General features: G+C 63.6%; 27 protein-coding genes. 16 read left to right on the forward strand and 11 right to left on the reverse strand.

Annotated elements, in window-relative coordinates:
- Positions 1–5: 5 nt before the first annotated feature.
- From ATC00_RS29190 to ATC00_RS29200, 3 genes are all read right to left on the reverse strand, one after another.
- Positions 6–1,679 carry an adenylate/guanylate cyclase domain-containing protein gene (locus ATC00_RS29190; protein ID WP_064255432.1) on the reverse strand — a complete coding sequence of 558 codons (1,674 nt, stop codon included), beginning with the start codon at positions 1,677–1,679 and terminating at the stop codon, positions 6–8.
- A gap of 218 nt (positions 1,680–1,897) precedes the next feature.
- Positions 1,898–3,211, reverse strand: a complete 1,314-nt coding sequence (preA, locus tag ATC00_RS29195; RefSeq protein ID WP_037387636.1) for an NAD-dependent dihydropyrimidine dehydrogenase subunit PreA — start codon at positions 3,209–3,211, stop codon at positions 1,898–1,900.
- Positions 3,212–3,233: 22 nt separating this feature from the next.
- The gene (locus ATC00_RS29200) at positions 3,234–4,595 is read right to left on the reverse strand and encodes an NAD(P)-dependent oxidoreductase (protein ID WP_064255349.1); all 1,362 of its coding nucleotides are present in this window, start codon (positions 4,593–4,595) and stop codon (positions 3,234–3,236) included.
- A gap of 196 nt (positions 4,596–4,791) precedes the next feature.
- Here ATC00_RS29200 and ATC00_RS29205 point away from each other — a divergent pair, with 196 nt between their 5' ends.
- The 9 genes from ATC00_RS29205 (at position 4,792) to ATC00_RS29245 (ending at position 14,810) form a co-directional block, all read left to right on the forward strand.
- Positions 4,792–5,745: a sugar-binding transcriptional regulator gene (locus ATC00_RS29205; protein WP_064255350.1), complete on the forward strand. Its 954-nt coding sequence runs from the start codon at positions 4,792–4,794 to the stop codon at positions 5,743–5,745.
- 209 nt (positions 5,746–5,954) lie between these two features.
- Complete coding sequence (locus ATC00_RS29210; protein WP_037387630.1) at positions 5,955–7,265, forward strand: ABC transporter substrate-binding protein; 1,311 nt, start codon at positions 5,955–5,957, stop codon at positions 7,263–7,265.
- A gap of 190 nt (positions 7,266–7,455) precedes the next feature.
- Positions 7,456–8,328 carry a carbohydrate ABC transporter permease gene (locus ATC00_RS29215; protein WP_037387952.1) on the forward strand — a complete coding sequence of 291 codons (873 nt, stop codon included), beginning with the start codon at positions 7,456–7,458 and terminating at the stop codon, positions 8,326–8,328.
- 5 nt (positions 8,329–8,333) lie between these two features.
- Positions 8,334–9,164, forward strand: a complete 831-nt coding sequence (locus ATC00_RS29220; RefSeq protein ID WP_037387628.1) for a carbohydrate ABC transporter permease — start codon at positions 8,334–8,336, stop codon at positions 9,162–9,164.
- Between the two features lie 11 nt (positions 9,165–9,175).
- Positions 9,176–10,177, forward strand: a complete 1,002-nt coding sequence (locus ATC00_RS29225) for an ABC transporter ATP-binding protein (protein WP_037387626.1) — start codon at positions 9,176–9,178, stop codon at positions 10,175–10,177.
- Positions 10,174–10,947 carry an L-iditol 2-dehydrogenase gene (locus ATC00_RS29230; RefSeq protein WP_064255351.1) on the forward strand — a complete coding sequence of 258 codons (774 nt, stop codon included), beginning with the start codon at positions 10,174–10,176 and terminating at the stop codon, positions 10,945–10,947. Before ATC00_RS29225 ends, ATC00_RS29230 begins: the two co-directional genes overlap by 4 nt.
- Before the next feature lie 40 nt (positions 10,948–10,987).
- Complete coding sequence (locus tag ATC00_RS29235) at positions 10,988–12,472, forward strand: mannitol dehydrogenase family protein (protein ID WP_064255352.1); 1,485 nt, start codon at positions 10,988–10,990, stop codon at positions 12,470–12,472.
- A gap of 4 nt (positions 12,473–12,476) precedes the next feature.
- Positions 12,477–13,145, forward strand: a complete 669-nt coding sequence (locus tag ATC00_RS29240; protein ID WP_037387621.1) for an HAD family hydrolase — start codon at positions 12,477–12,479, stop codon at positions 13,143–13,145.
- 81 nt (positions 13,146–13,226) lie between these two features.
- Positions 13,227–14,810 (forward strand): FGGY-family carbohydrate kinase, encoded by a 1,584-nt coding sequence (locus ATC00_RS29245; protein ID WP_037387619.1) that lies wholly within the window; start codon positions 13,227–13,229, stop codon positions 14,808–14,810.
- Between the two features lie 300 nt (positions 14,811–15,110).
- Here ATC00_RS29245 and rsiB1 read toward each other — a convergent pair whose 3' ends face one another.
- Positions 15,111–15,905 (reverse strand): PhyR-type response regulator RsiB1, encoded by a 795-nt coding sequence (rsiB1, locus tag ATC00_RS29250; RefSeq protein ID WP_037387618.1) that lies wholly within the window; start codon positions 15,903–15,905, stop codon positions 15,111–15,113.
- Between the two features lie 174 nt (positions 15,906–16,079).
- Between rsiB1 and rsiA1 the strand changes: the two genes are divergently transcribed.
- The 3 genes from rsiA1 to ATC00_RS29265 all read left to right on the forward strand — a co-directional run bounded on the left by rsiA1 (position 16,080) and on the right by ATC00_RS29265 (position 18,445).
- Positions 16,080–16,238 carry a NepR family anti-sigma factor gene (gene rsiA1 / locus ATC00_RS29255; RefSeq protein WP_234782438.1) on the forward strand — a complete coding sequence of 53 codons (159 nt, stop codon included), beginning with the start codon at positions 16,080–16,082 and terminating at the stop codon, positions 16,236–16,238.
- 8 nt (positions 16,239–16,246) lie between these two features.
- Positions 16,247–16,798, forward strand: coding sequence for an RNA polymerase sigma factor (locus ATC00_RS29260; protein ID WP_037387615.1), 552 nt, complete (start codon positions 16,247–16,249; stop codon positions 16,796–16,798).
- 147 nt (positions 16,799–16,945) lie between these two features.
- Positions 16,946–18,445: a sensor histidine kinase gene (locus ATC00_RS29265; protein ID WP_064255353.1), complete on the forward strand. Its 1,500-nt coding sequence runs from the start codon at positions 16,946–16,948 to the stop codon at positions 18,443–18,445.
- A gap of 24 nt (positions 18,446–18,469) precedes the next feature.
- On the opposite strand, the gene ATC00_RS29270 is transcribed toward ATC00_RS29265, so the two are convergent.
- The 7 genes from ATC00_RS29270 to hemP form a co-directional block, all read right to left on the reverse strand.
- Entirely contained in the window at positions 18,470–18,901 is a 432-nt protein-coding gene (locus ATC00_RS29270; protein WP_064255354.1) for a hypothetical protein, read from the reverse strand.
- A gap of 44 nt (positions 18,902–18,945) precedes the next feature.
- Positions 18,946–19,308, reverse strand: a complete 363-nt coding sequence (locus ATC00_RS29275; protein WP_037387608.1) for a DUF883 family protein — start codon at positions 19,306–19,308, stop codon at positions 18,946–18,948.
- Between the two features lie 143 nt (positions 19,309–19,451).
- Entirely contained in the window at positions 19,452–20,240 is a 789-nt protein-coding gene (locus ATC00_RS29280; protein ID WP_037387606.1) for a heme ABC transporter ATP-binding protein, read from the reverse strand.
- A gap of 6 nt (positions 20,241–20,246) precedes the next feature.
- Positions 20,247–21,368, reverse strand: coding sequence for a FecCD family ABC transporter permease (locus ATC00_RS29285; RefSeq protein ID WP_037387604.1), 1,122 nt, complete (start codon positions 21,366–21,368; stop codon positions 20,247–20,249).
- On the reverse strand, positions 21,355–22,302 hold the full coding sequence (locus ATC00_RS29290) for a heme/hemin ABC transporter substrate-binding protein (RefSeq protein WP_064255355.1): 948 nt from the start codon (positions 22,300–22,302) through the stop codon (positions 21,355–21,357). The genes ATC00_RS29285 and ATC00_RS29290 overlap by 14 nt, the downstream gene beginning before the upstream one ends.
- A gap of 11 nt (positions 22,303–22,313) precedes the next feature.
- The gene (locus tag ATC00_RS29295) at positions 22,314–23,372 is read right to left on the reverse strand and encodes a hemin-degrading factor (protein ID WP_064255356.1); all 1,059 of its coding nucleotides are present in this window, start codon (positions 23,370–23,372) and stop codon (positions 22,314–22,316) included.
- A 10-nt stretch (positions 23,373–23,382) separates the two neighbouring features.
- Entirely contained in the window at positions 23,383–23,565 is a 183-nt protein-coding gene (gene hemP / locus ATC00_RS31780) for a hemin uptake protein HemP (protein ID WP_072597046.1), read from the reverse strand.
- Between the two features lie 196 nt (positions 23,566–23,761).
- On the opposite strand from hemP, the gene ATC00_RS29305 reads away from it, so the two are divergent.
- The 4 genes from ATC00_RS29305 (at position 23,762) to ATC00_RS29320 (ending at position 26,091) form a co-directional block, all read left to right on the forward strand.
- The gene (locus tag ATC00_RS29305) at positions 23,762–24,199 is read left to right on the forward strand and encodes a hypothetical protein (protein ID WP_064255433.1); all 438 of its coding nucleotides are present in this window, start codon (positions 23,762–23,764) and stop codon (positions 24,197–24,199) included.
- Between the two features lie 39 nt (positions 24,200–24,238).
- Positions 24,239–25,159 (forward strand): energy transducer TonB, encoded by a 921-nt coding sequence (locus ATC00_RS29310; protein WP_064255357.1) that lies wholly within the window; start codon positions 24,239–24,241, stop codon positions 25,157–25,159.
- Between the two features lie 195 nt (positions 25,160–25,354).
- Positions 25,355–25,765: a DUF2325 domain-containing protein gene (locus tag ATC00_RS29315; protein WP_064255358.1), complete on the forward strand. Its 411-nt coding sequence runs from the start codon at positions 25,355–25,357 to the stop codon at positions 25,763–25,765.
- Between the two features lie 59 nt (positions 25,766–25,824).
- Complete coding sequence (locus ATC00_RS29320) at positions 25,825–26,091, forward strand: hypothetical protein (protein WP_064255434.1); 267 nt, start codon at positions 25,825–25,827, stop codon at positions 26,089–26,091.
- The last annotated feature ends 3 nt before the right edge of the window (positions 26,092–26,094 follow it).

Below are 26,094 nucleotides of genomic sequence, written 5' to 3' on the forward strand. Positions count from 1 at the left end.
AAGCCTCAGTCTTCCGCCGGAATGACCTCCAACAGCCGCGCAGCATCGTCTACGATCCAGGTCTCGAGCGTTGCCTTGCGGCCACGCAGGCTGATATCCAATCGCCTGTCGCCCTCGAGGCTGAGGCCGGCACGTTCGACGAGCTCGACAGAGACGGCAAGCTCGGCATCGTGTTCCTTGGCCAGGCCCTCCAGCCGGCTCGCCGTGTTGATGGTGTCGCCAACCGCCGTCAGCGAGGTCGCCTGACCATAGCCCATCTCGCCGACGATTGCCGGTCCGGCATGCAGACCGATCGCGAGCCGCAGCGGCTGTTCGAGCTCGTCCCCGAATGTGTGGTTGAGCGCGCGAATGCCCGTCGACAGCCGCGAGGCGGCCGCGAGCGCTTGGCGGCATGCGTCCGGCAGCGGCGACTTCAGCCCGAAGATCGCCAGCGCCCCATCGCCGATGAATTTGTCGATGACACCGCCGGAACTCTCGACCGCCTCACCGACCATCTCGAAGTAGCGGTTGAGCAGGAACACCGTGTCGTAGGGCAGCTTGTGCTCGGCAATGCGGGTGAAGTCGCGTAGGTCGCAGAAGAGCACGGCCACCCGCCGCTCGCGCCCGCCGCCGTTCTGCCGGGCGAGCTGCGTCTTGATCCCGAGGCTGTCGGTGTCGAGGATGGGGACGACGGTGACGTTGTGGGTGGGTCGGAACTGGCAGGCCAGGCGGACATTATCGGGGGCACCGATCCTGCCGAGTGTGGCTCGTTCCGCGGCTTCCGGCGCGGGCTGGCCGTCAAGACCTTCGATGACGCGTACCCGGCAGGTCGAGCACCGCCCGCGACCGCCGCAGACCGAGACATGCGGGAACCCGGCGGCGCGGCTTGCCTCGAGTACGCTGAAGCCGAGGCCGACCGCCGCCACGCGCCCATCCGGATAGCGCACGCGGATGCGGCCGCGTGCCGGCATGGCACGCAGCGCCAAGGTCCCGCCGATCAGGCCGGCAAAGCCGCCATAGAAGGCGAGCCGGATGGTCTCGGCGAGGGCCGGATCGAGGCGCGGCCGCTCGCTGACATAGGCCTGGTCGCCATAGCCGCCATGCTCCGCATAGTCGCGCCCCAGAGAACGGGCGCCGTTGATGAAGCCGAGCAGCGCGAAGATCGGCACGAGCAGGGCAACGGTATAGAGCAGGAATTCGTAGCGCGGAAACCAGTCACGTCCGCGCATCCAGAACCAGGCACCGAGGCAGGCGTGGCTCCAGACAAAAAGAAGCGCGACTGTCTGTCGGGTCGTGCCGATCGAACTCGACCAGAGGGCGCGCAGGATGGCCGGATAATCGGCATCGACCCCGGTCAGGAGCGGCTCAACCCGGGTGGCAACCACATGGGGGATGAGCAGGAAGGGCAGGCTCAGGCCGAAAATGATCTTCAGCGCCTCGCCTACCGGCATGCGAAGCGTCTGTCGGCGATAGAGACTGTCGAGCGCCATTGCGACATGCGCAAGCAAGGCGCCGTAGAGCAGGATGGTTCCGGGTGCGCTCTGCCAGACGAAGGTAAAGATCCGCCGGCCCGCTTCCATGGCTTCGATGGAGATCAGGCCGAGCGCGTGATTTGTGAAATGCGAGAGCACGAAAACGCCGAGCACGGCTCCGGAGATCAGGTGCGTCTTCTTGCGTGCAGTGGCGGAAATGATCGTCAAACAGTCTGCCTGGGTCTGCCGGCGGCCGCCGGCCGGATCTGAATTCTTTCCCTTATTCACCAGATCGCCGGAACGAACAACTTACCGTTTCTACACAATCTGTTTCGTTTTTGTGATCGCAACGGAAGCGGGAGCGGCAGTTGCACGTCGTCGCGTGCCGGCATGACGAAGAAGGCCGCCGATAGTCGTCGGCGGCCTTCCTGTTCTCTCGACCTTTCTTACTCGGCCGCCTGGCGCGCCATCGGGTTGTTCGGGTGGGTCGTCCAGTTGGCGTAGTTGGGGTCGACCGGCTTGCCGGTGCGCTTGTCGAGCGTGCCGGCGGCGAGCGGCTCCATGGTGATGCAGTTCTCAACCGGACAGACATTGACGCAGAGATTGCAGCCGACGCATTCCTCGTCGATCACTTCGAAGTGACGCACGCCGTTGACGAACTGGGTGATCGCCTGGTGCGAGGTGTCCTCGCAGGCGATATGACAGCGGCCGCACTTGATGCAGGCGTCCTGATCGATCCTTGCCTTGCTGACATAGTTGAGGTTGAGATACTGCCAATCGGTGACGTTCGGCACCGCACGGCCGCAGATGTCGTCGAGCGTCCTGTGCCCCTTGGCGTCCATCCAGTCGGAAAGGCCGGAGATCATTTCCTGGACGATCTTGAAGCCGTAGGTCATCGCCGCCGTGCAGACCTGTACGTTGCCGGCGCCGAGCGCCAGGAATTCGGCCGCATCGCGCCAGGTGGTGATGCCGCCGATGCCGGAGATCGGCAGGCCGTAGGTCTCCGGATCGCGGGCGATCTCGGCGACCATGTTGAGCGCGATCGGCTTCACCGCCGGTCCGCAATAGCCGCCATGGCTGCCGCGACCGTCGATCGAGGGCTCCGGCGAGAAGGTGTCGAGATTGACCGAGGTGATCGAGTTGATCGTGTTGATCAACGACACGGCGTCAGTCCCGCCGGCCTTGGCGGCGCGGGCCGGCTTACGGACATCGGTGATGTTCGGCGTCAACTTGGTGATCACCGGCATGCGCGTGTACTGTTTGCACCAGCGCACCACCATCTCGATATATTCCGGCACCTGGCCGACCGCGGAACCCATGCCGCGCTCGGACATGCCGTGCGGACAGCCGAAGTTGAGCTCGATGCCGTCGGCCCCGGTTTCCTCGACCAGCGGCAGGATCGCCTTCCATGCCTGCTCCTCGCAGGGAACCATGATCGAGGCGATTAGCGCCCGGTCCGGCCAGTTCATCTTCACCTGCTTCATCTCGCGCAGGTTCACGTAAAGATCGCGGTCGGTGATGAGCTCGATATTGTTCAACCCGAGCAGGCGGCGGTCGGCGCCCCAGATCGCGCCATAGCGCGGGCCATTGACGTTGACCACCGGCGGTCCTTCCTCGCCAAGCGTCTTCCAGACGACGCCGCCCCAGCCCGCCTTGAAGGCGCGCTCGACATTATAAGCCTTGTCCGTCGGGGGCGCCGAGGCGAGCCAGAACGGGTTCGGGGATTTGATGCCGACAAAATTGTTGCGAAGATCAGCCATTGTCTCGTCCTCTCGATCCTGTTCAAGCGACGGCGCTCGCCCGCGGCGCGTCCGCGGCGAAAGCCCGGTTGATCGATTCGGCGCTATCGCGTCCCATCGCCACGGCGGAAACCGTCAGGTCCTCTCCGCCGAGCACGCAGTCGCCGCCCGCCCAGACCTTGGCGAGCGAGGTGTGACCCTCTTCATCGACGACGATGCGTCCGCTTTCCATCCGCAAGGCACCGAGGCCGGAGGCCTGGAATGTCTGGCCGATCGCCTTGAAGATCTGCTCGGCTGCAATAATACCCGTTTCCCCGGTCGTCGTCAGCTTGCCGTTCTCAAGCGTGGTGTATTCGAGCTCGATGCCGGCGACCTTGCCGTCCTTCACGGCAATGCGCTTCGGCTGCAGCCAGTGGCGGATGGTGACGCCCTTGGATGCCGCCAGATCCTGCTCGAATTCGGAGGCGTTCATGTGCTCCTTGCCGCGGCGATAGCAGATCGTCACTTCCTCTGCGCCAAGCAGCTTCGCCTGGACGGCGGCGTCGATCGCTGTCATGCCGCCGCCGAGCACCACGACCCGCCGGCCGACGGGAATGTCGGCCTTGGTCTTCGACTGGCGAAGTGCCGCGATGAAATCGACTGCATCGTCGACGCCTTCAGCGTTCTCGCCGTCGATCCGCAGTGCGTTGACGCCGGCGAGGCCGAGGCCGAGGAAGACGGCGTCATATTGCTCCGTGAGGTCGGCGAGCGAGAAATCGCGTCCAAGGGCCTCGCCGTGGCGCACCTCGATGCCGCCGATCGACAGAACGTAGTCGACTTCCTTCTGGGCGAAATCGTCCACAGTCTTGTAGGCGGCGATGCCGTATTCGTTGAGGCCACCGGATTTCTCGCGCGCATCGTAGATCACCACGTCGTGGCCCTTGACGGCAAGCCGGTGGGCGCAGGCCAGGCCCGCCGGCCCGGCGCCGACGACGGCGATGCGGCGACCCGTTGCGGCGGCGCGCGCATAGAATTGCTTGTTCTCCATCACCGCGACGTCGGTCGCGTAGCGCTGCAGACGGCCGATCTCGACCGGCCGCTCCTCCGCCGTGTTGCGCACGCAGGCCTGCTCGCAGAGCGTTTCGGTGGGACAGACGCGGGCGCACATGCCGCCGAGGATGTTCTGATCGAAGATCGTCTTGGCCGAGCCGACCGGGTTGCCTGTCGATATCTGCCGGATGAACAGCGGGATATCGATGGAGGTGGGACAGGCCGTCATGCACGGCGCGTCATGACAGAAGTAACAGCGGTCAGAAGCAACCAGCGCCTCGTGCCTGTCGAGCGGCGGATGCAGATCGGAGAAATTGGTTTCGTACTCCGCGAGCGGCAACCGCCCGTAGAGAATCCCAGATTGCGTCGTTCCCATTTTTGGCTCCCAATGTATTCTCAGGATAGGGAACGGTAACACGCTTTATTTTTTTATCAAACGGTAAAATTTTGGTCGCGCTTTCCGCGAATTCCTGGTGCTGCGGGCGTTTTTGCCAGCACCGACGCGTTACGCCTTTGTTTGACAGTGGACGGCAAATAATGGCAGCAAATCGGGGGAAGGAGACTCGCTGGCGATGGCGCGCAGGGCGGAAAGCAACAACAGGCTGGACGACGCGGCCCGGGCGGGCTGGCTCTATTACGTGGCCGGCCGGACGCAGGACGAGATCGCGGCGATCATGGGGATTTCGCGCCAGTCGGCGCAGCGCCTCGTGTCACTCGCCATGGCAGAACGGCTGATCAAGGTGCGGCTCGATCATCCGATAGCCGCCTGCCTGCAAGCGGCGGCGCGGCTCAAGGAAAAGTACGAGTTGCGGCATGTCGATGTCGTACCGAGCGATCCCGGATCCAGTTCGACGACCGTGGGCATCGCGGAAGCCGGGGCGGCAGAAATCGAGCGCTGGCTGAAGTCGACCGATCCGGTTGTGCTTGCCATCGGCACCGGCCGGACGCTGAAGGCGACGATCGATCAACTGCCATCGATGGAATGTCCGCAGCACCGCATTGTCTCTCTCACCGGCAACATCCGCCTCGACGGTTCGGCCGCTTATTACAACGTCATCTTCAGCATGGCCGACACAATCAATGCACGGCATTTCCCGATGCCCTTGCCGGTGCTCGTCTCGTCGGCCGAGGAGCGAGAAGTGCTGCACAAACAGAGTCTCGTCAGAATGGCTCTGGAGCTTGGCGCGGAAGCCGATGCCGCCTTTGTCGGCGTCGGCGAGCTCGGGCCAAATGCCCCCCTTTGCGAGGATGGCTTTCTGGCGCGCGACGAGATGGAACGGCTGACGGCGGCGGGCGCGGCCGGCGAGATCTGCGGCTGGATGTTCGATCATGACGGCGCACTGCTCACCGGCAGCATCAACGAGCGCGTGGCCTCCGTGCCGCTGCCGCCGCGCGAGCGGGCCGCGGTGATCGGCATCGCCAAGGGCAAGCGAAAATACGCAGCCCTGAAAGCGGCGCTCAAGGGACGGATCATAAACGGCCTCATCACCGATGAGACAACTGCTGAGTACCTGCTCGGCGCTTGAGTCTACCTCTGGGGAGCAGTCCGGCAGCGGCGATTGGCCGGATGTGATGCGCCCTCCCAGTCTGTCGGAATAAAATATTCTTCAACAAAAATGAACCCTTAGCGCGTTCGCGGTCTGGCGGCGACGAATGCGCATTGACTTTTTCCGCCAACAGGCGAGTAATTGCCCACGAGCAAGGCAAATGCTCATTTTCTTCTGGGAGGAAGTCGATGAATTTGAGAACTTTCCTGCTGGGCACGTGCTCGGCAGTCGCTTTGGCAGGCCTGGCCCAAGCAGAGACCCTGACCATCGCGACCGTGAACAACGGCGACATGATCCGGATGCAGAAGCTGACGGACGCATTCACCTCGAAAAACCCGGACATTCAGCTCGAGTGGGTGACGCTCGAGGAAAACGTGCTGCGCCAGCGTGTGACGACCGACATCGCCACGAAGGGTGGCCAGTACGACATCATGACGATCGGCACCTATGAAGTGCCGATCTGGGCCAAGCAGGGCTGGCTCTTGCCGCTCGACAATCTCGGTGCCGACTACGACGTCGATGACCTCTTGCCGGCGATCCGCAGCGGCCTGACCATCGACGGCAAGCTCTATGCCGCGCCGTTCTACGGCGAGAGCTCGATGGTCATGTATCGCAAGGACCTGTTCGAAAAGGCCGGCCTCACCATGCCGGAGGCGCCGACCTGGGAGTTCATCGCGGATGCGGCCCGCAAGATCACCGACAAGAACAATGAGATCTACGGCATCTGCCTGCGCGGCAAGGCCGGCTGGGGCGAGAACATGGCCTTCCTCACGGCGACGGCCAACGCCTTCGGGGCGCGCTGGTTCGACGAGAACTGGAAGCCGCAGTTCGACCAGCCGGAGTGGAAGAACGCGCTCGATTTCTATGTCAAGCTGATGAACGATGCCGGCCCGCCCGGCGCCTCCTCCAACGGCTTCAACGAAAACCTGTCGCTGTTCCAGACCGGCAAATGCGGCATGTGGATCGACGCCACGGTGGCGGCCTCCTTCGTAACCAACCCGCATGAATCGACGGTTGCCGACAAGGTCGGCTTCGCGCTCGCCCCGGATACCGGTCTCGGTAAGCGCGGCAACTGGCTCTGGGCCTGGAACCTCGCCATCCCGGCGGGTTCGCAGAAGGCGGAAGCGGCCCAGAAGTTCATCGCCTGGGCAACAGGCAAGGACTATCTGAAGCTTGTTGCCGAGAAGGAAGGCTGGGCGAACGTGCCTCCCGGCACCCGCACCTCGCTCTATGAGAACCCGGAATACCAGAAGGCGGCGCCATTTGCGAAAATGACGCTCGACTCGATCAACGCCGCCGACCCGAAGAACCCGGCGGTGAAGCCGGTGCCCTATGTCGGCGTGCAGTTCGTGGCGATCCCGGAATTCCAGGGTCTTGGCACGGCGGTCGGCCAGGTGTTCTCGGCCGCGCTCGCCGGTCAGATGAGTGTCGATCAGGCGCTCGCCAGCGCGCAGCAGCTGACCACACGCGAGATGACCAAGGCCGGCTACATCAAGTGAGGCTCCCAAGGGGCCGGGGCGCCGTCCGGAAACGGCCGGCGCCCCGGCCACCTCCAGAGCGGGACGAGGGAGGGGCGAACCCCGCCCTCACCCGCGTCCCGCTCTGTCTTTTTTGCCAATGGGGCGCGTTCGGCAGGCACGATGCGCACGCCTCTTCTTGGAACACCTTTGAGAACACATGGGGGACGCCATGGCGACCTTGCATACCCGCTCCGCCGCGCGGCTGATGATCGCCCCGTCGGTGCTTCTGCTTCTGGCCTGGATGATCGTGCCGCTGGCGCTGACGATCTATTTCTCGCTCCTGCGTTACAACCTGCTGATGCCAGGGATGGAGGAGTTCGCCGGCCTCACCAACTACACCTATTTTCTGACCGACCCCGCCTTTTTCCAGGCCGTCTTCAACACGCTCGCGATCGTGCTCGGCGTGCTCTTCATCACGGTCGTCGGCGGCATCGGACTGGCGTTGCTGCTCGACCAGCCGATGTTCGGGCAGGGGATCGTGCGGATCCTGGTGATCGCGCCTTTCCTGATCATGCCGACGGTCGCGGCGCTCGTCTGGAAGAACATGTTCATGAACCCGGTCAACGGGCTCTTCGCCTGGCTCGCCAAGCTCGTCGGCCTGCAGCCCTTCGACTTCCTCGCCAATGCGCCGCTCTTCTCGATCATCCTGATCGTCGCCTGGCAATGGCTGCCCTTTGCGACGCTCATTCTGCTGACGGCGCTGCAGTCGCTCGACGAGGAGCAGAAGGAGGCGGCGCAGATGGACGGCGCCGGCGCCTTGAGCCGCTTCATCTATCTTGTCCTGCCGCATCTTTCGCGCGCGATCACCGTCGTCATCCTGATCCAGACGATCTTTCTGCTTTCGGTCTTTGCGGAAATTCTCGTCACGACCAATGGCGGCCCCGGCACGCAGAGCACGACTCTCACCTTCCTGGTCTATGCCCAGGCGCTGCTGCAGTTCGACGTGGGCGGCGCGTCCGCCGGCGGCATCATCGCGGTCATTCTCGCCAATATCGTCGCATTCTTCCTGATGCGCATGATCGGCAAGACGCTGGAGGCTTGATACCCATGGCACGCAACGTCTCGACCCAGCGCAAACTGGTCACCACCGTTCTGGCCTGGACGATCGGCATCCTGATCTTCTTCCCGATCCTCTGGACCTTCCTGACGAGCTTCAAGACGGAGGCGCAGGCGATTGCATCGCCGCCGGCATTCCTGTTCTTCGACTGGACCACGGAGAATTATTTCGAGGTGCAAAGCCGCTCGGACTATTTCAAGCACTTCATGAATTCGGTCGTCGTATCCTTCGGCTCGACGCTGCTCGGCCTCCTAATCGCCATCCCGTCCGCCTGGGCGATGGCCTTCTCGCCGACCAAGCGCACCAAGGACGTCCTGATGTGGATGCTCTCCACCAAGATGATGCCGCCGGTCGGCGTCCTCGTGCCGATGTATCTGATCTTCCGCAACACCGGGCTGCTCGATACGCGCAGCGGGCTGGTGATGGTGCTGACCCTCATCAACCTGCCGATCATCATCTGGATGCTCTACACCTATTTCAAGGAAATACCGGGCGAGATCCTCGAGGCGGCTCGCATGGACGGCGCCTCGCTCGCCAAGGAGATCATCTATGTGCTGACGCCGATGGCGATCCCCGGCATTGCCTCGACGCTGCTCCTGAACATCATCCTCGCCTGGAATGAGGCGTTCTGGACCTTGAATCTCAGTGCCGCCAAAGCGGCGCCGCTCACCGCCTTCATCGCCTCATATTCGAGCCCTGAAGGCCTCTTCTACGCGAAGCTGTCGGCGGCCTCGACGATGGCGATCGCCCCCATCCTCATTCTCGGCTGGTTCTCGCAGAAGCAGCTCGTGCGCGGCCTCACCTTCGGCGCGGTCAAATAAGGGTCAGACTCATGGGAAGCATCACACTCAAGAACGTCTCGAAGGTCTTCGGCGCCCATGCCGTGATCCCGTCGATCGACCTCGACATCAATGACGGCGAGTTCGTCGTCTTCGTCGGCCCCTCCGGCTGCGGCAAGTCGACGCTTCTGAGGCTGATTGCCGGCCTCGAGGACGTCAGCGACGGCGCGATCGTCATCGACGGCAAGAACGCCACCGAACTGCCGCCGGCCAAGCGCGGCCTGTCGATGGTGTTCCAGTCTTACGCACTCTATCCGCATATGAGCGTGCGCGCCAACATCGCCTTCCCTCTCAAGATGGCGGGCGAGGACAAGGCGGTGATCGACAAGAAGGTGGAGGATGCGGCGCGCGTGCTGAACCTCACGGACTATCTCGACCGCAAGCCGCGCCAGCTTTCCGGCGGCCAGCGCCAGCGCGTGGCGATCGGCCGGGCGATCGTACGCCAGCCGGAGGCCTTCCTGTTCGACGAGCCGCTTTCGAACCTCGACGCGGCGCTGCGCGTCAACATGCGGCTCGAGATCAGCCAGCTTCACCAGCAGCTGAAGACGACGATGGTCTATGTCACCCACGACCAGGTGGAGGCGATGACGATGGCCGACAAGATCGTCGTCCTGAACCGCGGCCGCATCGAGCAGGTCGGCTCGCCGCTCGAGCTCTACCACCGGCCCGACAATCTCTTCGTCGCCGGCTTCATCGGCTCGCCGAAGATGAACTTCATTTCCGGTGGCCCGGCGGCCAGCCATCAGGCCCACACGATCGGCGTCCGTCCGGAGCATCTGGTGCTGTCGAAGGACCACGGCATGTGGCAGGGGACTGTCGGTGTGGCCGAGCATCTCGGCTCCGACACCTTCCTTCATGTGAACGCCGATGGCATCGGCACGATGACGGCGCGTGTGAGCGGCGATTTCGCCGTCACGCATGGAGACCGGGTCTTCCTGACGCCGGACCCGCAGCGCCTGCACAGGTTCGACGAGAAGGGACTGGCAATTCGATGAAACGTCTTGAAGGAAAGAGCGCGCTGATCACCGGATCGGCGCGGGGAATCGGCCGCGCCTTCGCGGAAGCCTATGTGCGCGAAGGCGCCACCGTGGCGATCGCCGATATCAATATCGAGCGGGCAAGGCAGACGGCGGCGGAGATCGGATCGGCGGCCTTCGCGGTCGAGATCGACGTCACCCGGCAGGACTCCATCGATGCGGCGATCGCCGCGGTGGTTCGCCAGGCCGGCGGTCTCGACATCCTCGTCAACAATGCCGCCCTCTTCGACCTTGCGCCGATCGTCGAGATCACGCGCGGAAGCTATGAGCGGCTGTTCTCGATCAACGTCGCCGGAACGCTCTTCACGCTGCAGGCGGCGGCAAAGCAGATGATCGGGCAGGGGCGGGGCGGCAAGATCATCAATATGGCAAGCCAGGCTGGGCGGCGGGGTGAGGCCCTGGTCGCGGTCTACTGCGCGACGAAGGCGGCGGTCATCAGCCTCACCCAATCCGCGGGCCTAGATCTCATCAAGCACCGCATCAATGTGAACGCCATCGCTCCGGGCGTCGTCGAGGGCGAGCACTGGGACGGCGTCGATGCGCTCTTCGCCAAATACGAAAATAGGCCTCTTGGCGAAAAGAAGCGTCTGGTGGGCGAGGCGGTTCCCTACGGGCGCATGGGTACGGCCGAAGATTTGACCGGCATGGCGATCTTTCTCGCTTCCTCCGAAAGCGACTACGTGGTGGCGCAGACCTACAACGTCGACGGCGGCCAATGGATGAGCTGAGGCTTCGTCCAACGGACGGGTTCTCGAAAGGAACGATAGCATGACGACCAAACTCTCGCTTGCCGCACTCGACGTCATCAGGGCCAGGGCCGGCGTCCCGAACTATGACCGGCACGACCTGCGCGCCGGGATCGTCCATTTCGGCGTCGGCAACTTTCATCGCGCCCATCAGGCCGTCTATCTCGATGACCTCTTCAATCTGGGGCGCGACCACGACTGGGCGATCATTGGTGCCGGCGTCCTGGCATCGGACGAGGTCATGCGCGCCAAACTCGAGGCGCAGGATTTTCTGACGACGGTGGTCGAGCAGGACAACAACCGCACCGGCGCGCATGTCACCGGCGCGATGATCGCCTATTTGAAGCCGGGCGATATTCCGGCGATCGTCGCGCAACTGGCGAGTCCGCACATTCGCATCGTTTCGCTGACGATCACCGAGGGCGGCTACTTCATCGACCCGGCCTCGGGCGAGTTCAACCCTGCTCACCCGGCGATCGCCGAGGACGCTCGCAACCCGGCATCGCCGAAGACGGTGTTCGGGCTCATCCTGGCTGGCCTTGCCGAGCGCAGGGCGCGCGGCGTTCCACCGTTCACCGTCATGTCCTGCGACAATATTCCCGGCAATGGCGAAGTTACCCATGCGGCGGTGTCGGGCCTCGCACGCCTGTCGGATCCGGCCTTCGCCGACTGGATCGATGCCAATGTCGCCTTCCCGAACGGCATGGTCGACCGGATCACGCCGGCGACGGGGCCGCGCGAGATCGGCATCGTCGCTTCGGACTACGGCATCGACGACGCCTGGCCGGTCTTTTGCGAAGAGTTCAAGCAATGGGTGCTGGAGGACAATTTCCCGCAAGGCCGCCCGGCGCTCGAAGAGGTCGGGGTGCAGTTCGTCCCGGACGTTTCACCCTATGAGCACATGAAGATCCGCATCCTCAACGGCGGCCATGCGGCGATCGCCTATCCGGCGGCACTGCTCGACGTTCATTTCGTCCATGAGGCGATGGAGGAGCCGCTGATCCGTGCTTTCCTGGCGAAGCTGGAACACGAGGAGATCATCCCGGTCATTCCGCCTGTACCGGATACGGACTTGAGAGACTATTACACGCTGATCGAAACACGGTTCGCCAATCCGAAGATCGGCGACACGGTCGCCCGACTGGCGCAGGACGGCTCGAACCGGCAGCCGAAATTCATCCTGCCGTCGACGGCCGATCGCCTGCGGCGCGGCGAGGACGTGGTCGGCCTGTCTCTCGTCTCCGCACTCTGGTGCCGTTATTTCGCCGGCACATCCGACAGCGGCAAGGAGATCGTCTTCAACGACGCCAACGCCGATCGATTGCAGGCAGCAGCCCTTGCGGCGAAAGACGATCCGATGGCCTTCCTCGCGCTTTCCGATATTTTCGGCGAGGTCGCTCAGTCCGATCTTTTCCGCCGCCGCTTTGCCCATGCCTTGAAAACACTTTGGAAAAAGGGTACGCGCGCCACGCTGCAACTTTATCTGGACGATAAACTCGGAGAATAGCGCGATGGCGGGGCACGCCTCCAGACTGGTCATCTTCGACTGCGACGGCGTGCTTGTGGACAGCGAACCGATCTCGCTCAGCGTGCTGGTGGAATCATTGCAGGCGGCCGGCGTTTCGATGTCGACGGAGGAGGCGAGCGAGCGCTTCCTCGGCCGCAGCCTTCAGAGCATGTCGGCAATCCTGCATGACGAATACGGACTTGCGACGGACCATGCATTTCTCGAAGCGATGCGGACGCGGCTCTATGCGCGCTTCCGCCAAGAGTTGAAGCCGGTTCCTGGCATACGTGAGGCCGTGGAGCAGCTTGACGCTGTCTGCTGCGTCGCGTCCTCGAGCCAGCCGGAGCGCATTCGTCTGTCGCTGAGCGTCACCGGCCTCATCGATCTTTTCGAGCCGCATATCTTCAGCGCCACCATGGTGTCGCATGGCAAGCCAGCACCGGACCTGTTCCTGCATGCGAGTGCTGAAATGGGCTACGCGCCAGCCGACTGCATCGTCGTCGAGGACAGTCCGGCCGGCATCGAGGCGGCCAAGGCGGCGGGCATGCGGGTCTTTGCCTTTGCGGGCGCCAGCCACGCCCGCAGCGAGCGGCATCGGCAGACGCTCGCCGGTCTCGGGCCCGACCTCCTGTTTGACGACATGGGCGAATTGGTACAGTTTGTCCGTCAATAGGCAGGGCAGGGTGGAGCGGCCCGGCGCTCTCCTCGGGCACACTGAAAATCCATCATTATCTCGGGACGGGGTCATCCATTGATGCGCGAATATGTCGTGGCGGTCGATATAGGAACCGGCAGTGCGCGCGCTGGCATCTTCGACCGGAAGGGTGCGCTTCTTGCGCGTGCCGACCGGGCCATTGCCATGAACCGCCCCGAGGAGAACCATGCCGAGCACGATTCCGAAGATATCTGGGCTGCCGTCTGCGAAGTCGTGCGGGTGGCGCGCGAGAGGGCAGCAATAGGCGCCGATGGCGTTGCGGCAATCGGCTTCGACGCCACCTGTTCGCTGGTCGTGCGCGACCATGACGGCGCGCCGCTTTCGGTCAACCGCCGCGGCGAGCCGCGCTGGGACACGATCGTCTGGCTCGACCACCGGGCGCTCGCGGAGGCGGATTTCTGTACGGCGACGGCCCATCCGGTCCTCGATCATTCGGGTCGGGTGATGTCGCCGGAGATGGAGATGCCGAAGCTGATGTGGCTGAAGAAAAACCTGCCGCATCAGTGGGAGAGGGCAGGCTATTTCTTCGATCTCGCGGACTACATGTCCTGGCGGGCGACGGGGAGCGCGGCGCGGTCGCGTTGCACGCTGACGGCGAAATGGAACTATCTCGCGCACAAGGACCGCGGCTGGCAACAGGACTATCTCGAGCGGATCGGTCTCGAAGACCTTCTGACGCGCGGCGGCTTGCCCGAGGAGACGCTGCCGGTTGAGCGCGCTGTCGGGAAGCTGACGGCGACCGCGGCAGCCGACCTCGGACTCGATACCGAATGCCGGGTCGCGCCGGGCTTGATCGACGCCTATGCCGGCGCGCTCGGTGTGCTCGGGGGATTCGCCGGCGATACGGCGAAGCTCGAACGTCAACTGGCGCTGATCGCCGGCACGTCGAGCTGCATCGTCGCTTTTTCGAAGGAGATGAAGCCGGGTTACGGCATGTGGGGACCCTATTTCGAGGCGGTGCTGCCCGGCCTCTGGCTGATCGAGGGCGGCCAATCGGCGACGGGCGCGCTGCTCGATCATGTCGTGCGGCTGCATGGCGGCGGGCTGGAGCCGACGGCCGAGACCCACAGGAAGATCATCGAGCGCGTCCAGGAATTGCGCGCCGAGCATGGCGACGGCTTCGCCGACCGGCTGCACGTCCTTCCTGATTTCCACGGCAATCGCTCGCCGCTTGCCGATCCGCATGCGCTCGGCGTGATCAGCGGACTGGCGCTCGATTCCTCTTTCGACGCGCTTTGCCGCCTCTATTGGCGGACCTGCGTCGCCATCGCGCTCGGCATCCGCCACATCCTCGAGATGATGAAGGAGGCGGGCTACGACCTCGATACGCTGCATGTGACCGGCGGCCACGTGCGCAATCCCCTATTGATGGAGCTTTACTCCGACGCGACCGGCTGCCGGGTGGTCGTGCCCGAGGCGCCGGATGCCGTTCTGCTTGGAACGGCCATGGCCGCCGCCGTGGCTGGAAACCTCTATCCGGACCTTGCGCATGCGGGCGGCGCCATGGCCTCGGCCGGGCAGGAGAGGCGACCGAACCCGGCAAGGCGCGATCTCTACGACCGCGACTATCGGCGCTTGCTGGCGCTCTATCGCCACCGCGCCGAACTGGAATCGATCGAATAGCTGAAACTTCGCTATTTCGCGGAACCTTTTTCTCGCTTGCGCATTATTGCGGATAGCCGAGCGGTGACGCACATCGCCCCCAATGTGACGTCGGAGGCATACCGCCGGTTGCCAACTCACATCCCCCTCAGTGAGTTGCATAACCTCAGCCAGTGCCCGTCCCTCGGCACTGGCTGTTTTATTTGCAGCGCCAGGTTCGCGACTGCCAGGATTGAATGGATTGCCTCGGTTCTTCGCCCGCGCACGAGAAACGCCCCGCCAAACTTTGCTTCGGCGGAGCGATTCTCTGATCTTTTCTCGTCAGGCCGCGGCCTTCGTCGATTCATTGAAGAACAATGCCTGGCTGATCAGCGCCTTGACCATCTCGGGGTTGAAGGGTTTCGTCACCAGAAATGTCGGCTCGGGCCTCTCGCCGGTCAGCAGCCGCTCGGGGAAAGCCGTGATGAATATGACCGGTACGGTGCTGGTCTTGAGGATTTCGTTGACCGCGTCGATGCCCGAACTGCCATCGGCGAGCTGAATATCGGCAAGCACCATCCCCGGCTCGGCCGTCTTGTAGAGCGCGATCGCCTCGTCCTTGGTGCGCGCGATTCCCGTCACCCGGTGGCCGAGACTTTCCACCATCTGCTCGATGTCGATGGCAATCAGCGGCTCGTCCTCAATGATCATGATGTCGGTCGCCACTTGACGGGAAATCTCCTGCGAAGCGCGGTCGAGCAACGAGGTGAGCTTGGCGGTGTCGACGTCGAGAACTTCGGCGGCCTCCTGGGGCGTAAAGCCCTCCACGGAGACGAGCAGGAAAGCCTGGCGTGCGACCGGGGACACGGCCGCCAGATTGACGGAAGCGCGCTGCTCCCAGGCAAATGGCGAGACCGGTTCGGGGACGAGGACAGACGAGGAACCGAACAGCGAGGTGAAGAGACGAAATAGGGCGACCCTGTCGCTGCTGGCCTCGGGGAAAATGGAAGTATCGGCGATCAGCGCTTCAAGCACCGCCGCGACATAGGCGTCACCGGAGGTCTGAGATCCAGTCAAAGCGCGCGAATAGCGGCGTAGATAGGGAAGAAATGGCGCGATGCGGGTGGACAATGTCATGCAGGACTCCCTCAATCGTGTCTTTTGATCTTGTTCCGCTGCGGAAACGTGCCGTGGAAAAAAAGGTTCCGGAATGGAACATTTCATTTTTTTGTCGCGTTATGTGGCAGGCGAAGTTTCTAGGGCGGCAGTCATACGATGAGATATAATTCAGGGGCAGGGCGGACGGTCAGCATGCGTCCGAAGTCTGACGATCCGAATGCGCAGATCGCGGCGAAGCTCAAAGCGCTTTATCTTTCGGTGCAGGAGGAGGGAATTCCGGCTCGCTTCCTTGATCTTCTGGAAAAACTCGAGGCCGTGGAACAACGATCCGTGCTGGATGGCAAGGAGTGAACGCCGGAATGTCCGAAAATCAAGAGTTCAAGCGTGAGATGCTTGCGGCGTTGCCGAGCCTCCGCGCTTTTGCAATGTCGCTGATCGGCCGCCACGACCGGGCCGACGATCTGGTGCAGGACACCATCATGAAGGCTTGGGCCAAGCAGGACCACTTCGAGATGGGCACCAATATGAAAGCCTGGCTCTTCACGATCCTGCGCAACGAACTCTATAGCCAAATGCGCAAGCGCGGCCGCGAGATCCAGGACAGCGACGGTCATTTCACGGAAACGCTGGCGCACCATCCGGAGCAATACGGATCGCTCGACCTGCAGGACTTCCGCCGTGCCCTCGATCAGTTGCCGCCGGATCAGCGCGAAGCGATTATTCTCGTCGGCGCTTCGGGCTTCTCTTACGAAGAGGCTGCGACGATCTGCGGTTGCGCGCTCGGCACGATCAAGAGCCGCGTCAACCGCGCACGCCAGCGCCTCCAGGAGATTCTCCAGATCAAGGGCGAGAACGACTATGGGCCGGATGAAACCTCGGCGCCCATCACCTCGCGCGCTTTCGTGTCCTGACAAATCCTCATCGCCTTCGACCCTTCCTTCCTTATTTCTGCTTTGCTATGCGCGTTTACTCGGAGCAAGGATTGCGGCAGTCTCTTGAATTGCCGCATAATTCCCAATCGGTCTTGCCGGCGGGAGCGGGATTGGAGTTCGGGCCGAATGCACGAGAGGGCAGAAGCAATGCTTCCCGCAGTGGCTGAGACACTTGGTTCGCGTGAGCGCCTCAGTGTCCTGCATGCGGCCGCACCGGACATGACGGTCGCCGACAGCGACTTCGAACCGCTGGCCAGGCTCGCCGCCAGCCTGTTCGACGCGCCGATCGCCCTCGTCACCCTCGTCGATCACGAATGGGAATGGTTCAAGGCGGCTGTCGGGACGACGGAGACGCGGACACGAACCGAGGAGTCCTTCTGCGCCCACGCGATCGGCGATCGCGGCCCGTTTCTCGTGCTCGATGCGTCGGCGCACCCGGTCTTGCGGCACAACCGAAAGGTCGCGCAAGCGCCATTCCTGCGTTTCTATGCGGGGGCACCGATCGTTCTCGGAGGGCAGGCGGTGGGCACCGTCTGCGTGCTGGATGGAACACCCCGCGCCGAAATTGCGGCGAAACAGCTCGATGCCTTGCAGGAGATCGCGGATGCCGCCGCCTCGCTCCTCAAGCTGAAGGACGAGGCGCGTCGGCGTGCGCTGAAGGAGGCGGCGCTGTCGCGCGAGGAACAACGGCTCGGCATGGCGCTCGACGCCGCCAATGTCGGTAGCTGGCTCTGGGATATTCGCTCCGGTACCGTTGCGGGCAACGGCGCGATGATGCGCATGTTCGGGCTGCCGCCGGAACGGACCCTGAGCGCCAAGGCCGTCTTCGGCGCGATCCATCCGGACGACCGAGGTGCAACCTTCGCGAAGCTCAGGCAGGCGATGGCCGCCAACGAGGAATATGACGGCATGTTCCGGATTCGGGCGAACGGGCGCTGGCTGCTCGGCCGCGGCCGGGTGCACGATCGCGACAGTAGAGGTCTGGCGCTGACCTTTCTCGGCATGACCATCGACGTCTCCGAACAGCAGGCGTCCGTGCAGCGGACGAGGCTGCTGCTGAAGGAATTGAACCACCGGGTCAAGAACACTTTGGCAATGCTGCAATCGCTGGCGCGCCAGACCCTTCGCCAGACGAGCGACCCGGCCGAGTTCATGACCGCCTTCGCGGGTCGGCTACAGGCGATCTCCGAGGCGCATGGGCTGCTTTCGGACTATGAATGGGGGACGATCCGCCTTGCGGAGCTGATTTCCAAGCAGCTGAAACCCTATGTCAGCGACTATGCCGAGCAGGTGGAAATCCACAAGGACGAAGTCCTGCTCGGACCGGACCAGGCGGTTGGTCTCGGCCTGGTGCTGCACGAGTTGGCGACCAATGCCGTGAAATACGGGTCGCTCTCCGTACCGAAAGGCAAGATCGTGCTGACGGCGCGCAGCGTCGTCGAGGAAGGCAGTGCCGTGCTGCATTTGACCTGGACGGAAGTCGGCGGACCGCCGGTCCGGGAACCGCGCCGGCGCGGCTTCGGCTCGCTGCTGATCGAGCGGAGCCTCGACAAGATCATCGGCAGTTCCGTAAAGGTCGAGTATCTGCCCGCCGGCGTTACCGCGCTGATCCGCCTGCCGCTCTGAGATAACCGTTGAGCGCGCCGGAAATCAACGGCGGTCGCTGCGGCGCCGCCGTTTGCCGAGCCCCAGCAGGAGTCCTACGGCGATCGCCGTCCCGACGCCGATCAGCGGCTGCTTGCGCAGGATGCTGGTCGCCGCGGCAAGTGCCAGGTTCGTCTGAAGCAAGGAGCGGCGACGCCGTTCGTCGACGAGACGCCGGTCGCGTGCGTTTCGTACAGCCATGAGCGCGACAATCATCAGGGCGACTGCCAGAAGCGCCACGGCGATCGCCACAGAGGCGATGATTGGCGAATAATACTCGGCGAGAACGAGTGCGATCGCCACGAGGGCGAAAACATAAGCGGTGATGAGAAGCACCGCGACGATCCCCCATAGAGCCGCATTGCGTTTGAGGCGCGAGGCCGCGGCACCGAAATCGACTGCAAGCAAGGCGGTGAGAACGGCGCCTAGGGACTGCATGCCATTGTCTCCCCTTCACAACAGGCCGAAAGCGCCGAGGCCCGCTAGCGGCGCAGAAGGGCTGCAGCGATCAGACCGATTGCCGCTGCGGCGCCGAGCGTGGCGAGCGGATGTTCGCGCATCGCGCGGCGGACCTGTTTTTCCGTGTCCGCATAGCGGCCGCGCAGATCCGACAGCAGCTCCTCACCGCTCTCCAGCAGGTCCTGCAACTCCGATTCGGCTTGCTTGCGGGTGCTGCGCGCTTTAGCTTTGGCTTCTCGCGAGGCCGCCACACCCCGATCCGCGATCAGCGCCATCAGTTGCGCAACGTCTTCCCGAAGATCATGAAGCTGGTCCTCGATCGATGCGTCGACCGCACCGCCGTTGCGCTTCCTGCTGCCTGAACCTGAAAAGAGACCCGTCGCCATCCTGTCGCTCCCTTCGCTTCGCTGCGATGCCGGCTGAAGGCCGGCGCATTCTCGGCGGCGCACCGGACGTGGCACGCCGGGGATCAACGCATGAGGGAGGAATTTTGTTTCGATAAATCTTGACGTTGCTCTCAGCGCCGAGGTCAAAGCGACGCGGTTTGCGGCAGAACGAAGGGGACATCGCGTGCCGGCGCGATGCCGACCCGCATCCGGCATCCGAAGACCGCTTCCATCGTCTCGTCGGTGAGGACCTCCTTCGGGGCGCCGAGGGCGCGGATGCGGCCGACCTTCATCATCACCATCTGGTCGGCAAACATTGCGGTCAGGTTGAGGTCGTGCATCACCGCGATGACGCCGCCGCCGCCTTCGCAGAATTGGCGCGCCAGCTGCATGATGGTCAGCTGGTGGCGGATGTCGAGGCTCGAGACCGGCTCGTCGAGCAGGAGGTAACGAGGCTCGCCGTCGCCGACCGGCGCGGCGATCTGGCAAAGCACGCGGGCAAGCTGGACGCGCTGCTGCTCGCCGCCCGACAGTTCCTGGTAAAAGCGGCCGGAAAAGCCGGCGAGATCGACGGCTTCGAGCGCCTCATCGACGGTGCGGCCATTTCCGCCGCCATCGGCACCGCCTGTTGAAAGCCCAAGACCGACAATCTCCCGGACCGTGAACGGAAAGGAGATGATCGTCGACTGCGGCAGGACGCCTCTTTTCAGGGCGAGTTCAAAGGGCTTCAGCCGGGCGATGTCATCACCGTTGATGGTCACCTTGCCCTTGGACAGCTGAAGCTCGCCGGAGATCGCCTTCAAGGTCGTCGTCTTGCCGGAGCCGTTCGGACCGACGATCGCCGTCATTGTGCCCGGAGCCGCTTCGAACGAGACGCCGTGGAGCACAGGCCGGCCGGCGAGGCGGACGGAGATGTCGGAGGCGCGGATCATCTTAGGTCAAAGTCCCATGTTCGAGCGCCCGCGGAGCAGAACCCACAGGAAGAACGGCGCCCCGACGAAGGCGGTGATGATGCCGATCGGCAGCTCGGCGGGGGAAACGATCGTGCGGGCCAGCATGTCGGCAAAGATCAGCATGGTGCCGCCGAGCAGCGCCGAAGCTGGCAGAAGGTAGCGGTGATCCGGGCCGATGACGAGCCGCAGGAGATGCGGCACGACGATGCCGACAAAGCCGATGCCGCCGCTGACGGCGACGGATGCGCCGGTTGCCGCGGCGACGCTGAACACGGCGATGTTCTTCAGGCGCTGCACCGGCACGCCCATGTGGAAGGCGGCCGCCTCGCCGAGGGTGATTGCGTTGAGGCCCCTCGCCAGGAAAGGGACGACGCAGAGCGACAGGAGGATGATTGGCCCGGCGGTGAGGATTTTCGTCCAATTGGCGCCGGCCAGCGAACCGAGCCCCCAGAAGGTGAGATCGCGAAGTTGCTTGTCGTCGGCGACGAAGACGAGCACGCCCGTTACCGCGCTGGCGAGTGCGCCGAGCGCAATCCCGGCAAGCAGCATCGTCGCCACGGAGGTCTCACCGCTGCGGGTGGCGATGCGATAGAGGAGCATGGTCGTCGCAAGGCCGCCGCAGAAGGCGCCAAGCGGCAGCGCATAAAAGCCGAAGAGCGCAAAGACTGGCCCGAAGGTGGTGCTGCCGAGGACGATCAGCAGGACGGCGCCGAGGCTCGCCCCGGAAGACACACCGACCAGACCGGGGTCGGCCAATGGATTGCGGAACAGTCCCTGCATGACGACGCCGGAAACGGCGAGCGCGGCGCCGACCAGCATGCCGAGTACGGCGCGCGGCAGGCGGATATCGAGGATGATGATGCGATCGCGCATGCTCAGGGCCTGGTCGCCGGACGCGTCACCGGCGAGCCATCGCAGGACATTGCCCACCGAAGCGTCGGCGGCTCCCGTCATGATCGACGTCGCGAAGGTCGCGGCAGCAAGCACTGCGAGGATGGCAATAAGCGTGCGCGCCAGACCGGAGCGGTCGCCCTTCCACCACGCATGCACGATCCTTGCAGCCAAGGCAGGCCCCCGCGCGCCATCCATCGCCTCACTGCGAGGCATTGGTCTTCTTTCCATAGATTGCCGTGTTCAGTTCCCGGATCGCGCTTGCGGTGCGCGGGCCGAAACCGAGCAGATGCAATCCATCCATGCGGACGAGTGCCTTGCTTTTCGCCGCTGGCGTCAGGCTGAGGGCGGGAAGGGCGAAGAGTTGGTCGGCACTCATCCCATGGGCGCCGCCCCGATCCATCATCAGAATGACGTCGGGCTTCGCCTCGACGATCGCCTCGTCGGTCAGTGGCTTGTAGCCGGGGAACTTCCCGGCGGCATTGACGGCGCCGGCAAGCTCGATGATGCCGCTTGCGGCCGTGCCGGTGCCCGATGCCATGATCTTGCCGTCCTGGGTGCTGAGGATGAAGAGAACCCGCTTGCGCTCGCTTTCCCGGCGTGCGGCGCTGTCGGCGAGCGCCGTGTCCAGATCCTGCTCGACGGATTTCACGAGCGCTTCGGCCTTGTCAGGCACCCCGAGAAAGGCGCCGACGGCGCGTATCTTGGCAAGAATGCCCGCCTCGTCATAGGTCTCGCCAATCGTCGTGAAGGGAATGTTCGCCTGCTTCAGCACGGAAAGCGCCTCGGGCGGGCCACTGCCTTCGATGGCGACGATCGCCGCCGGGTTGACGGCGATTATGCCTTCCGGCGCCAGCTGCCGCATGTAGCCGACATTGGGGAGCTTCGCCGCCGCCTCTGGATAGGTGCTGGTCGAGTCGCGGCCGACGAGCCGGTTTTCCTCGCCCAGCGCATAGATGATCTCGGTGACCGCTCCGCCGATCGAAACGATCCGGGACGTGTCCGGCTTCTCGACCGTCTCGGCCATTGCGGGGCTCACAAGGGACGAGGAGACGGGGGCGAGCGCCGGCAGCAGGAAGGGTGTCGAGAGCGCAAAGGCGGCGAGCGCCAATTCCCAGCGGCGAAGGCGGCGGAAGTCGAAGCGGTGCATGCCTTGTCTCCTCAGGCTGCGACGATGCTGTCGAGGCGCGGCAGGTTCTCGACCAGGCTGCGCCATTCCGGTCTTTCGCCAAAGCCTTCCTTCCGCTTGCCGAAGAACTGAATGACCATTTCGCCCTTGGCATCGAGGGCTTCGAGCGAGGTTACATGGCCGTCCGACGTCGGCTTGCGCACCGCCCAAAGCTCGGCGATGTGATCCGCGCGCAGATGCAGGTGGAAGGTCGGATCCATGACGTTGAGCCACGGACCCATGGAGGCGATATTCTTGACCGGGCCGGAGTGGATCTGGATGACGCCGCGATTGCCGACGAAGCACATGATGGGCAGCTCGGTCTCGGCACTGCCCCGCATCATCGTCTCGATGCCCCGCGCGTCGAGCTGCCAGGCCAGATCGTCGCCGACCGCATGCAAGGCTTGGCGCCGGCCGATTTTCAGATTGCGCAATATGCCGTGGAACTGATGGGTGTCGGTCAGCTTCGTCCAGTGCTCACGCAGCGCCTGGGTGTCGACGGTGGCGGACGCGTCGTCGCCCGCCGCGGCGCCGGATTCGGCAACAAATTGCTGCGACTGATCTTCGAGGCGGAAGTCCGCGACGATCCTGTCATAGGCTTCAAGATCAGACGTCGGGCGCAGGTGAACCTTGTGAACCGCATTCCCCCTTTTGTCGAAGAACTGCAGGCTGCGGCGGATCTCGCCCTTGGCATCGGTCTTCGTGACGGCGAAGCCGTGCGCCCAGGCGGACGGGAAGACCCGCAGATCGATTTCCGATCCGAGAACCAGGCTCGCAGACGGACCTGTCTTGACGTTCTCGTAGATGCCGATTTTCTCGTGGACAGCGGATTCGTTGCGGGTGAGCGCCATGACCTCGCCCAGCTCCCCGGCGCGGCCCAGGAAACGATTGGCGTCGGCATCGATGCGGCTTGCCGTCAGGCCGCATTCCGCGGCGACGAGGGCGGCTTCGGAAATGCCGAGCTGGGCGGCTATGTCGCGCTCGCGCATCGTCGGGTTCGCCGCGCGGTAGGCGCGAATCTCGGAGGGAGTGGGGCGCGTGCTGTCGATCATCGTTGTCTCGCTATTTATTCAGAATCAGCTTGCCCTGCCGGGTGATCCGCATTCGGTAGATCGCGCCGTCATGGGAAATCAGGATCTCGCTGGTGCCGCGGAAGAGCTCGTGGCTTTCCACAATCGGCTGCGAGCGGGTGGTCGCGCTCGGCGCCGGCGAGGAGAGGGGGGTATCGGTGTCGTTCGGTGTCACAGTTTCGCCAGTTCACGAGGGTGGAAGCGGGTCGATGTCCCCTGTTCGCTCGTGCATTTCCAATTAGTATCTTGACTGCATTACTCATATTTCATTAAGGACGCAATACCGGAGACTTGCAGTCAAGTTTAGTTTATCGCCTCCGTCGCTGGCTCAAGGCGGGCGGCTCGGATGCGGAGCATGGGTGGTGTTAATGATGGTCTGTCTTTCCCGTTTCGCTTCCTCGACCGCAGCGATGATCCTGTCGATCGCCGGGACGGCCGTGGCACAGGAGCCAACGGCCGTCGGCGGGCTGACGGTCGAGCTCAACGAGGTCGCGCCTTCCGAGAAGGGGTGCAAGCTGACCTTCGTCGCCGGCAACGGCCTGCAGCAATCGCTTTCCAAGGTCTCGTTCGAGTTCGTCCTCTTCGATCAGAAAGGCCTGGTCGAACGCATGGCCATTCTCGATTTTCGCGACCTGCCTGCCGGCAAGACGAAGGTCCGTCAGTTCGACCTGCCGGGGACGAAATGCGAGGCGGTGAAGAGCCTGCTGATCAACGATGCACCGGCCTGTGTCGGTGAGGGCATCGACAAGGGCGCCTGCATGACGGGGCTCCAGACCGGCTCGAAGTCGGCAGTCGAACTCAAGGGCTGATTGCCCGATCACTGAGGTGCCGTTGGAAGGCAGACTTGGATGAAGCACATCGTGAAATGGACGGGCGCGGTCGGCCTCTCTCTGTTGGCGCATGCCGGCGGAGCGATGCTGCTGGAGCCTAGCAAAGACGACTTCCAGATGGCCGGCGGGGCGGCGACCGAAGTTACGCTGCTCGGCAACGCCTTCGAGGAGACGCTGCAAGCCGGCGACCTCTCGGACGTCGTAGAACCCACCGAAGACACGCCCGAGGAGGTGCAGCCGAGCGAAGTCCAGCCGACGGAGGAGATGGCGGAAGAGATCCCGGCGGCAATGCCAGAGAGCGTCTCCGAGCAGCCGACCGACATTGCGCCGACGGAGGCGGACGTCATCCTACCGGCAGATCAAATGCCGGTGACCGAGGTCGCCGAGGCGCCGGTCACGGCCACTGTCGCGCCTGTGGAAACCGTGGTTCCGGAACAGAAGCCGGAGCCGGAAAAAATCGAAGAGAAGGTCGAGAAGCCGGAACCGAAGAAGGAGCCGGTGAAGAAGAAAAAAATCGTGCGCAAGAAGGCCGGCGAGCGCGGGGAGCAGGCGAATTCGCAGAGCAAGGGCCAGGCGGACGGCGTGGAGAATGCAAATGCGACCGCGGCCACCGGCGCGAGACAGAGTTCAGTGGCCCGGGAAGCGGGCAATGCCGCAGTCGACAACTACAAGGGGAAGGTCCAGCGCAAGCTGAACAGGGCCATGCGCTATCCGGCCGAAGCCAAGCGCCAAGGGCTGCGCGGCGTCGCGCAGGTGCGCTTTACCGTCACGTCCAGTGGCGGGCTCGCCGGCGTCAGTCTGGCAAGAAGCACGGGGTCGCCGATTCTCGACCAAGCTGCACTTGACACCGTGCGACGCGCCGCACCCTTTCCGGCTATTCCTGCCGCGGCCCGACGTGACAGCTGGCAGTTCACCGTCCCCGTTGAATTCAAACGTTAATTTCCCCTGGGCACCACGCCGCAGAGGCCTTCGGCGAGCCGATATTTAATATGACTGCAATACTCATGTTTATACTTTACTCGGACAATCAAGTTTTATAAGTTGCCGCCGTCGCACAACCGAGCGGTGTGCCGAACGAATATTGATGGCGGTCAGCGGAAGGTCCGCACGTCGCCCACAGAACGGAGAAAACCGATGCGCGGCAAGCGGCACCAGAATGCAGGCAAGGGCGGCAAGGGAAAGGCGAGGGAGGAAACGCCTGCGGTGCAGCCGAACGGCGGCAAGGCAACGCTGGAGGGGCGGAGCTTCCTCTATGTCGGCGGCCGCGATTGCCAGGTCGCCCATTTGCGCGAGATCGCCAGCTCCTATGGCGCGGAACTCATCCATCACGATGGCGGTTTACGAGAGGCGGTATCGCGCATCGACCGGGTCCTTCCCTCGGTCGACTGCGTCTTCTGCCCCATCGACTGCATCAGCCACGATGCGTGTCTGCGGGTGAAGACCGGCTGCAAGAAGTGGGGCAAGGCCTTCGTGCCGCTGCGCAACGGCTCGAAATCGAGCCTGGAGCGGGCCCTTCAGGACCTGTCCGCGAGCGGCGACAACTAAACCTTTGATGAAGCGACGGCGCATTTGACAGTCTGATGTCGTCGCCCGGAGTATCGATGATGAACGAAGATCGTCCCGATCAAATGATGATGATCGGTCTTCACAAGCTTGCCTCACAGCTCGGCGATGGTCTGGTGCCGGAGCTCTATGAAGTCCTGAAGCGCCGCTCACGCATGCTGGAGGACAACCCCAATGTGGCGGAATTTCCGGCCCGGCAGGCCCGCCCTCCGGTCCGCGAACCGTTCGGGCTTGAACCATCGTCGAGCGCCGTTATCCTGCCGTTCCCGCGGGAGCGAAGGCGGAGTTCCGGAAAAGAAGGCACGTGAAAG

Source organism: Sinorhizobium americanum (assembly GCF_001651855.1).
Lineage (GTDB): Bacteria > Pseudomonadota > Alphaproteobacteria > Rhizobiales > Rhizobiaceae > Sinorhizobium > Sinorhizobium americanum.

Excerpts from the sequence above, each read along its gene's own strand:
- preA (WP_037387636.1), bottom strand. The coding sequence starts at position 3,211 with ATGGCTGATCTTCGCAACAATTTTGTCGGCATCAAATCCCCGAACCCG.
- ATC00_RS29200 (WP_064255349.1), bottom strand. The coding sequence starts at position 4,595 with ATGGGAACGACGCAATCTGGGATTCTCTACGGGCGGTTGCCGCTCGCG.
- ATC00_RS29205 (WP_064255350.1), top strand. The coding sequence starts at position 4,792 with ATGGCGCGCAGGGCGGAAAGCAACAACAGGCTGGACGACGCGGCCCGG.
- ATC00_RS29210 (WP_037387630.1), top strand. The coding sequence starts at position 5,955 with ATGAATTTGAGAACTTTCCTGCTGGGCACGTGCTCGGCAGTCGCTTTG.
- ATC00_RS29215 (WP_037387952.1), top strand. The coding sequence starts at position 7,456 with ATGGCGACCTTGCATACCCGCTCCGCCGCGCGGCTGATGATCGCCCCG.
- ATC00_RS29220 (WP_037387628.1), top strand. The coding sequence starts at position 8,334 with ATGGCACGCAACGTCTCGACCCAGCGCAAACTGGTCACCACCGTTCTG.
- ATC00_RS29225 (WP_037387626.1), top strand. The coding sequence starts at position 9,176 with ATGGGAAGCATCACACTCAAGAACGTCTCGAAGGTCTTCGGCGCCCAT.
- ATC00_RS29230 (WP_064255351.1), top strand. The coding sequence starts at position 10,174 with ATGAAACGTCTTGAAGGAAAGAGCGCGCTGATCACCGGATCGGCGCGG.
- ATC00_RS29235 (WP_064255352.1), top strand. The coding sequence starts at position 10,988 with ATGACGACCAAACTCTCGCTTGCCGCACTCGACGTCATCAGGGCCAGG.
- ATC00_RS29240 (WP_037387621.1), top strand. The coding sequence starts at position 12,477 with ATGGCGGGGCACGCCTCCAGACTGGTCATCTTCGACTGCGACGGCGTG.
- ATC00_RS29245 (WP_037387619.1), top strand. The coding sequence starts at position 13,227 with ATGCGCGAATATGTCGTGGCGGTCGATATAGGAACCGGCAGTGCGCGC.
- rsiB1 (WP_037387618.1), bottom strand. The coding sequence starts at position 15,905 with ATGACATTGTCCACCCGCATCGCGCCATTTCTTCCCTATCTACGCCGC.
- rsiA1 (WP_234782438.1), top strand. The coding sequence starts at position 16,080 with ATGCGTCCGAAGTCTGACGATCCGAATGCGCAGATCGCGGCGAAGCTC.
- ATC00_RS29260 (WP_037387615.1), top strand. The coding sequence starts at position 16,247 with ATGTCCGAAAATCAAGAGTTCAAGCGTGAGATGCTTGCGGCGTTGCCG.
- ATC00_RS29265 (WP_064255353.1), top strand. The coding sequence starts at position 16,946 with ATGCACGAGAGGGCAGAAGCAATGCTTCCCGCAGTGGCTGAGACACTT.
- ATC00_RS29270 (WP_064255354.1), bottom strand. The coding sequence starts at position 18,901 with ATGCAGTCCCTAGGCGCCGTTCTCACCGCCTTGCTTGCAGTCGATTTC.
- ATC00_RS29275 (WP_037387608.1), bottom strand. The coding sequence starts at position 19,308 with ATGGCGACGGGTCTCTTTTCAGGTTCAGGCAGCAGGAAGCGCAACGGC.
- ATC00_RS29280 (WP_037387606.1), bottom strand. The coding sequence starts at position 20,240 with ATGATCCGCGCCTCCGACATCTCCGTCCGCCTCGCCGGCCGGCCTGTG.
- ATC00_RS29285 (WP_037387604.1), bottom strand. The coding sequence starts at position 21,368 with ATGCCTCGCAGTGAGGCGATGGATGGCGCGCGGGGGCCTGCCTTGGCT.
- ATC00_RS29290 (WP_064255355.1), bottom strand. The coding sequence starts at position 22,302 with ATGCACCGCTTCGACTTCCGCCGCCTTCGCCGCTGGGAATTGGCGCTC.
- ATC00_RS29295 (WP_064255356.1), bottom strand. The coding sequence starts at position 23,372 with ATGATCGACAGCACGCGCCCCACTCCCTCCGAGATTCGCGCCTACCGC.
- ATC00_RS29305 (WP_064255433.1), top strand. The coding sequence starts at position 23,762 with ATGGTCTGTCTTTCCCGTTTCGCTTCCTCGACCGCAGCGATGATCCTG.
- ATC00_RS29310 (WP_064255357.1), top strand. The coding sequence starts at position 24,239 with ATGAAGCACATCGTGAAATGGACGGGCGCGGTCGGCCTCTCTCTGTTG.
- ATC00_RS29315 (WP_064255358.1), top strand. The coding sequence starts at position 25,355 with ATGCGCGGCAAGCGGCACCAGAATGCAGGCAAGGGCGGCAAGGGAAAG.
- ATC00_RS29320 (WP_064255434.1), top strand. The coding sequence starts at position 25,825 with ATGAACGAAGATCGTCCCGATCAAATGATGATGATCGGTCTTCACAAG.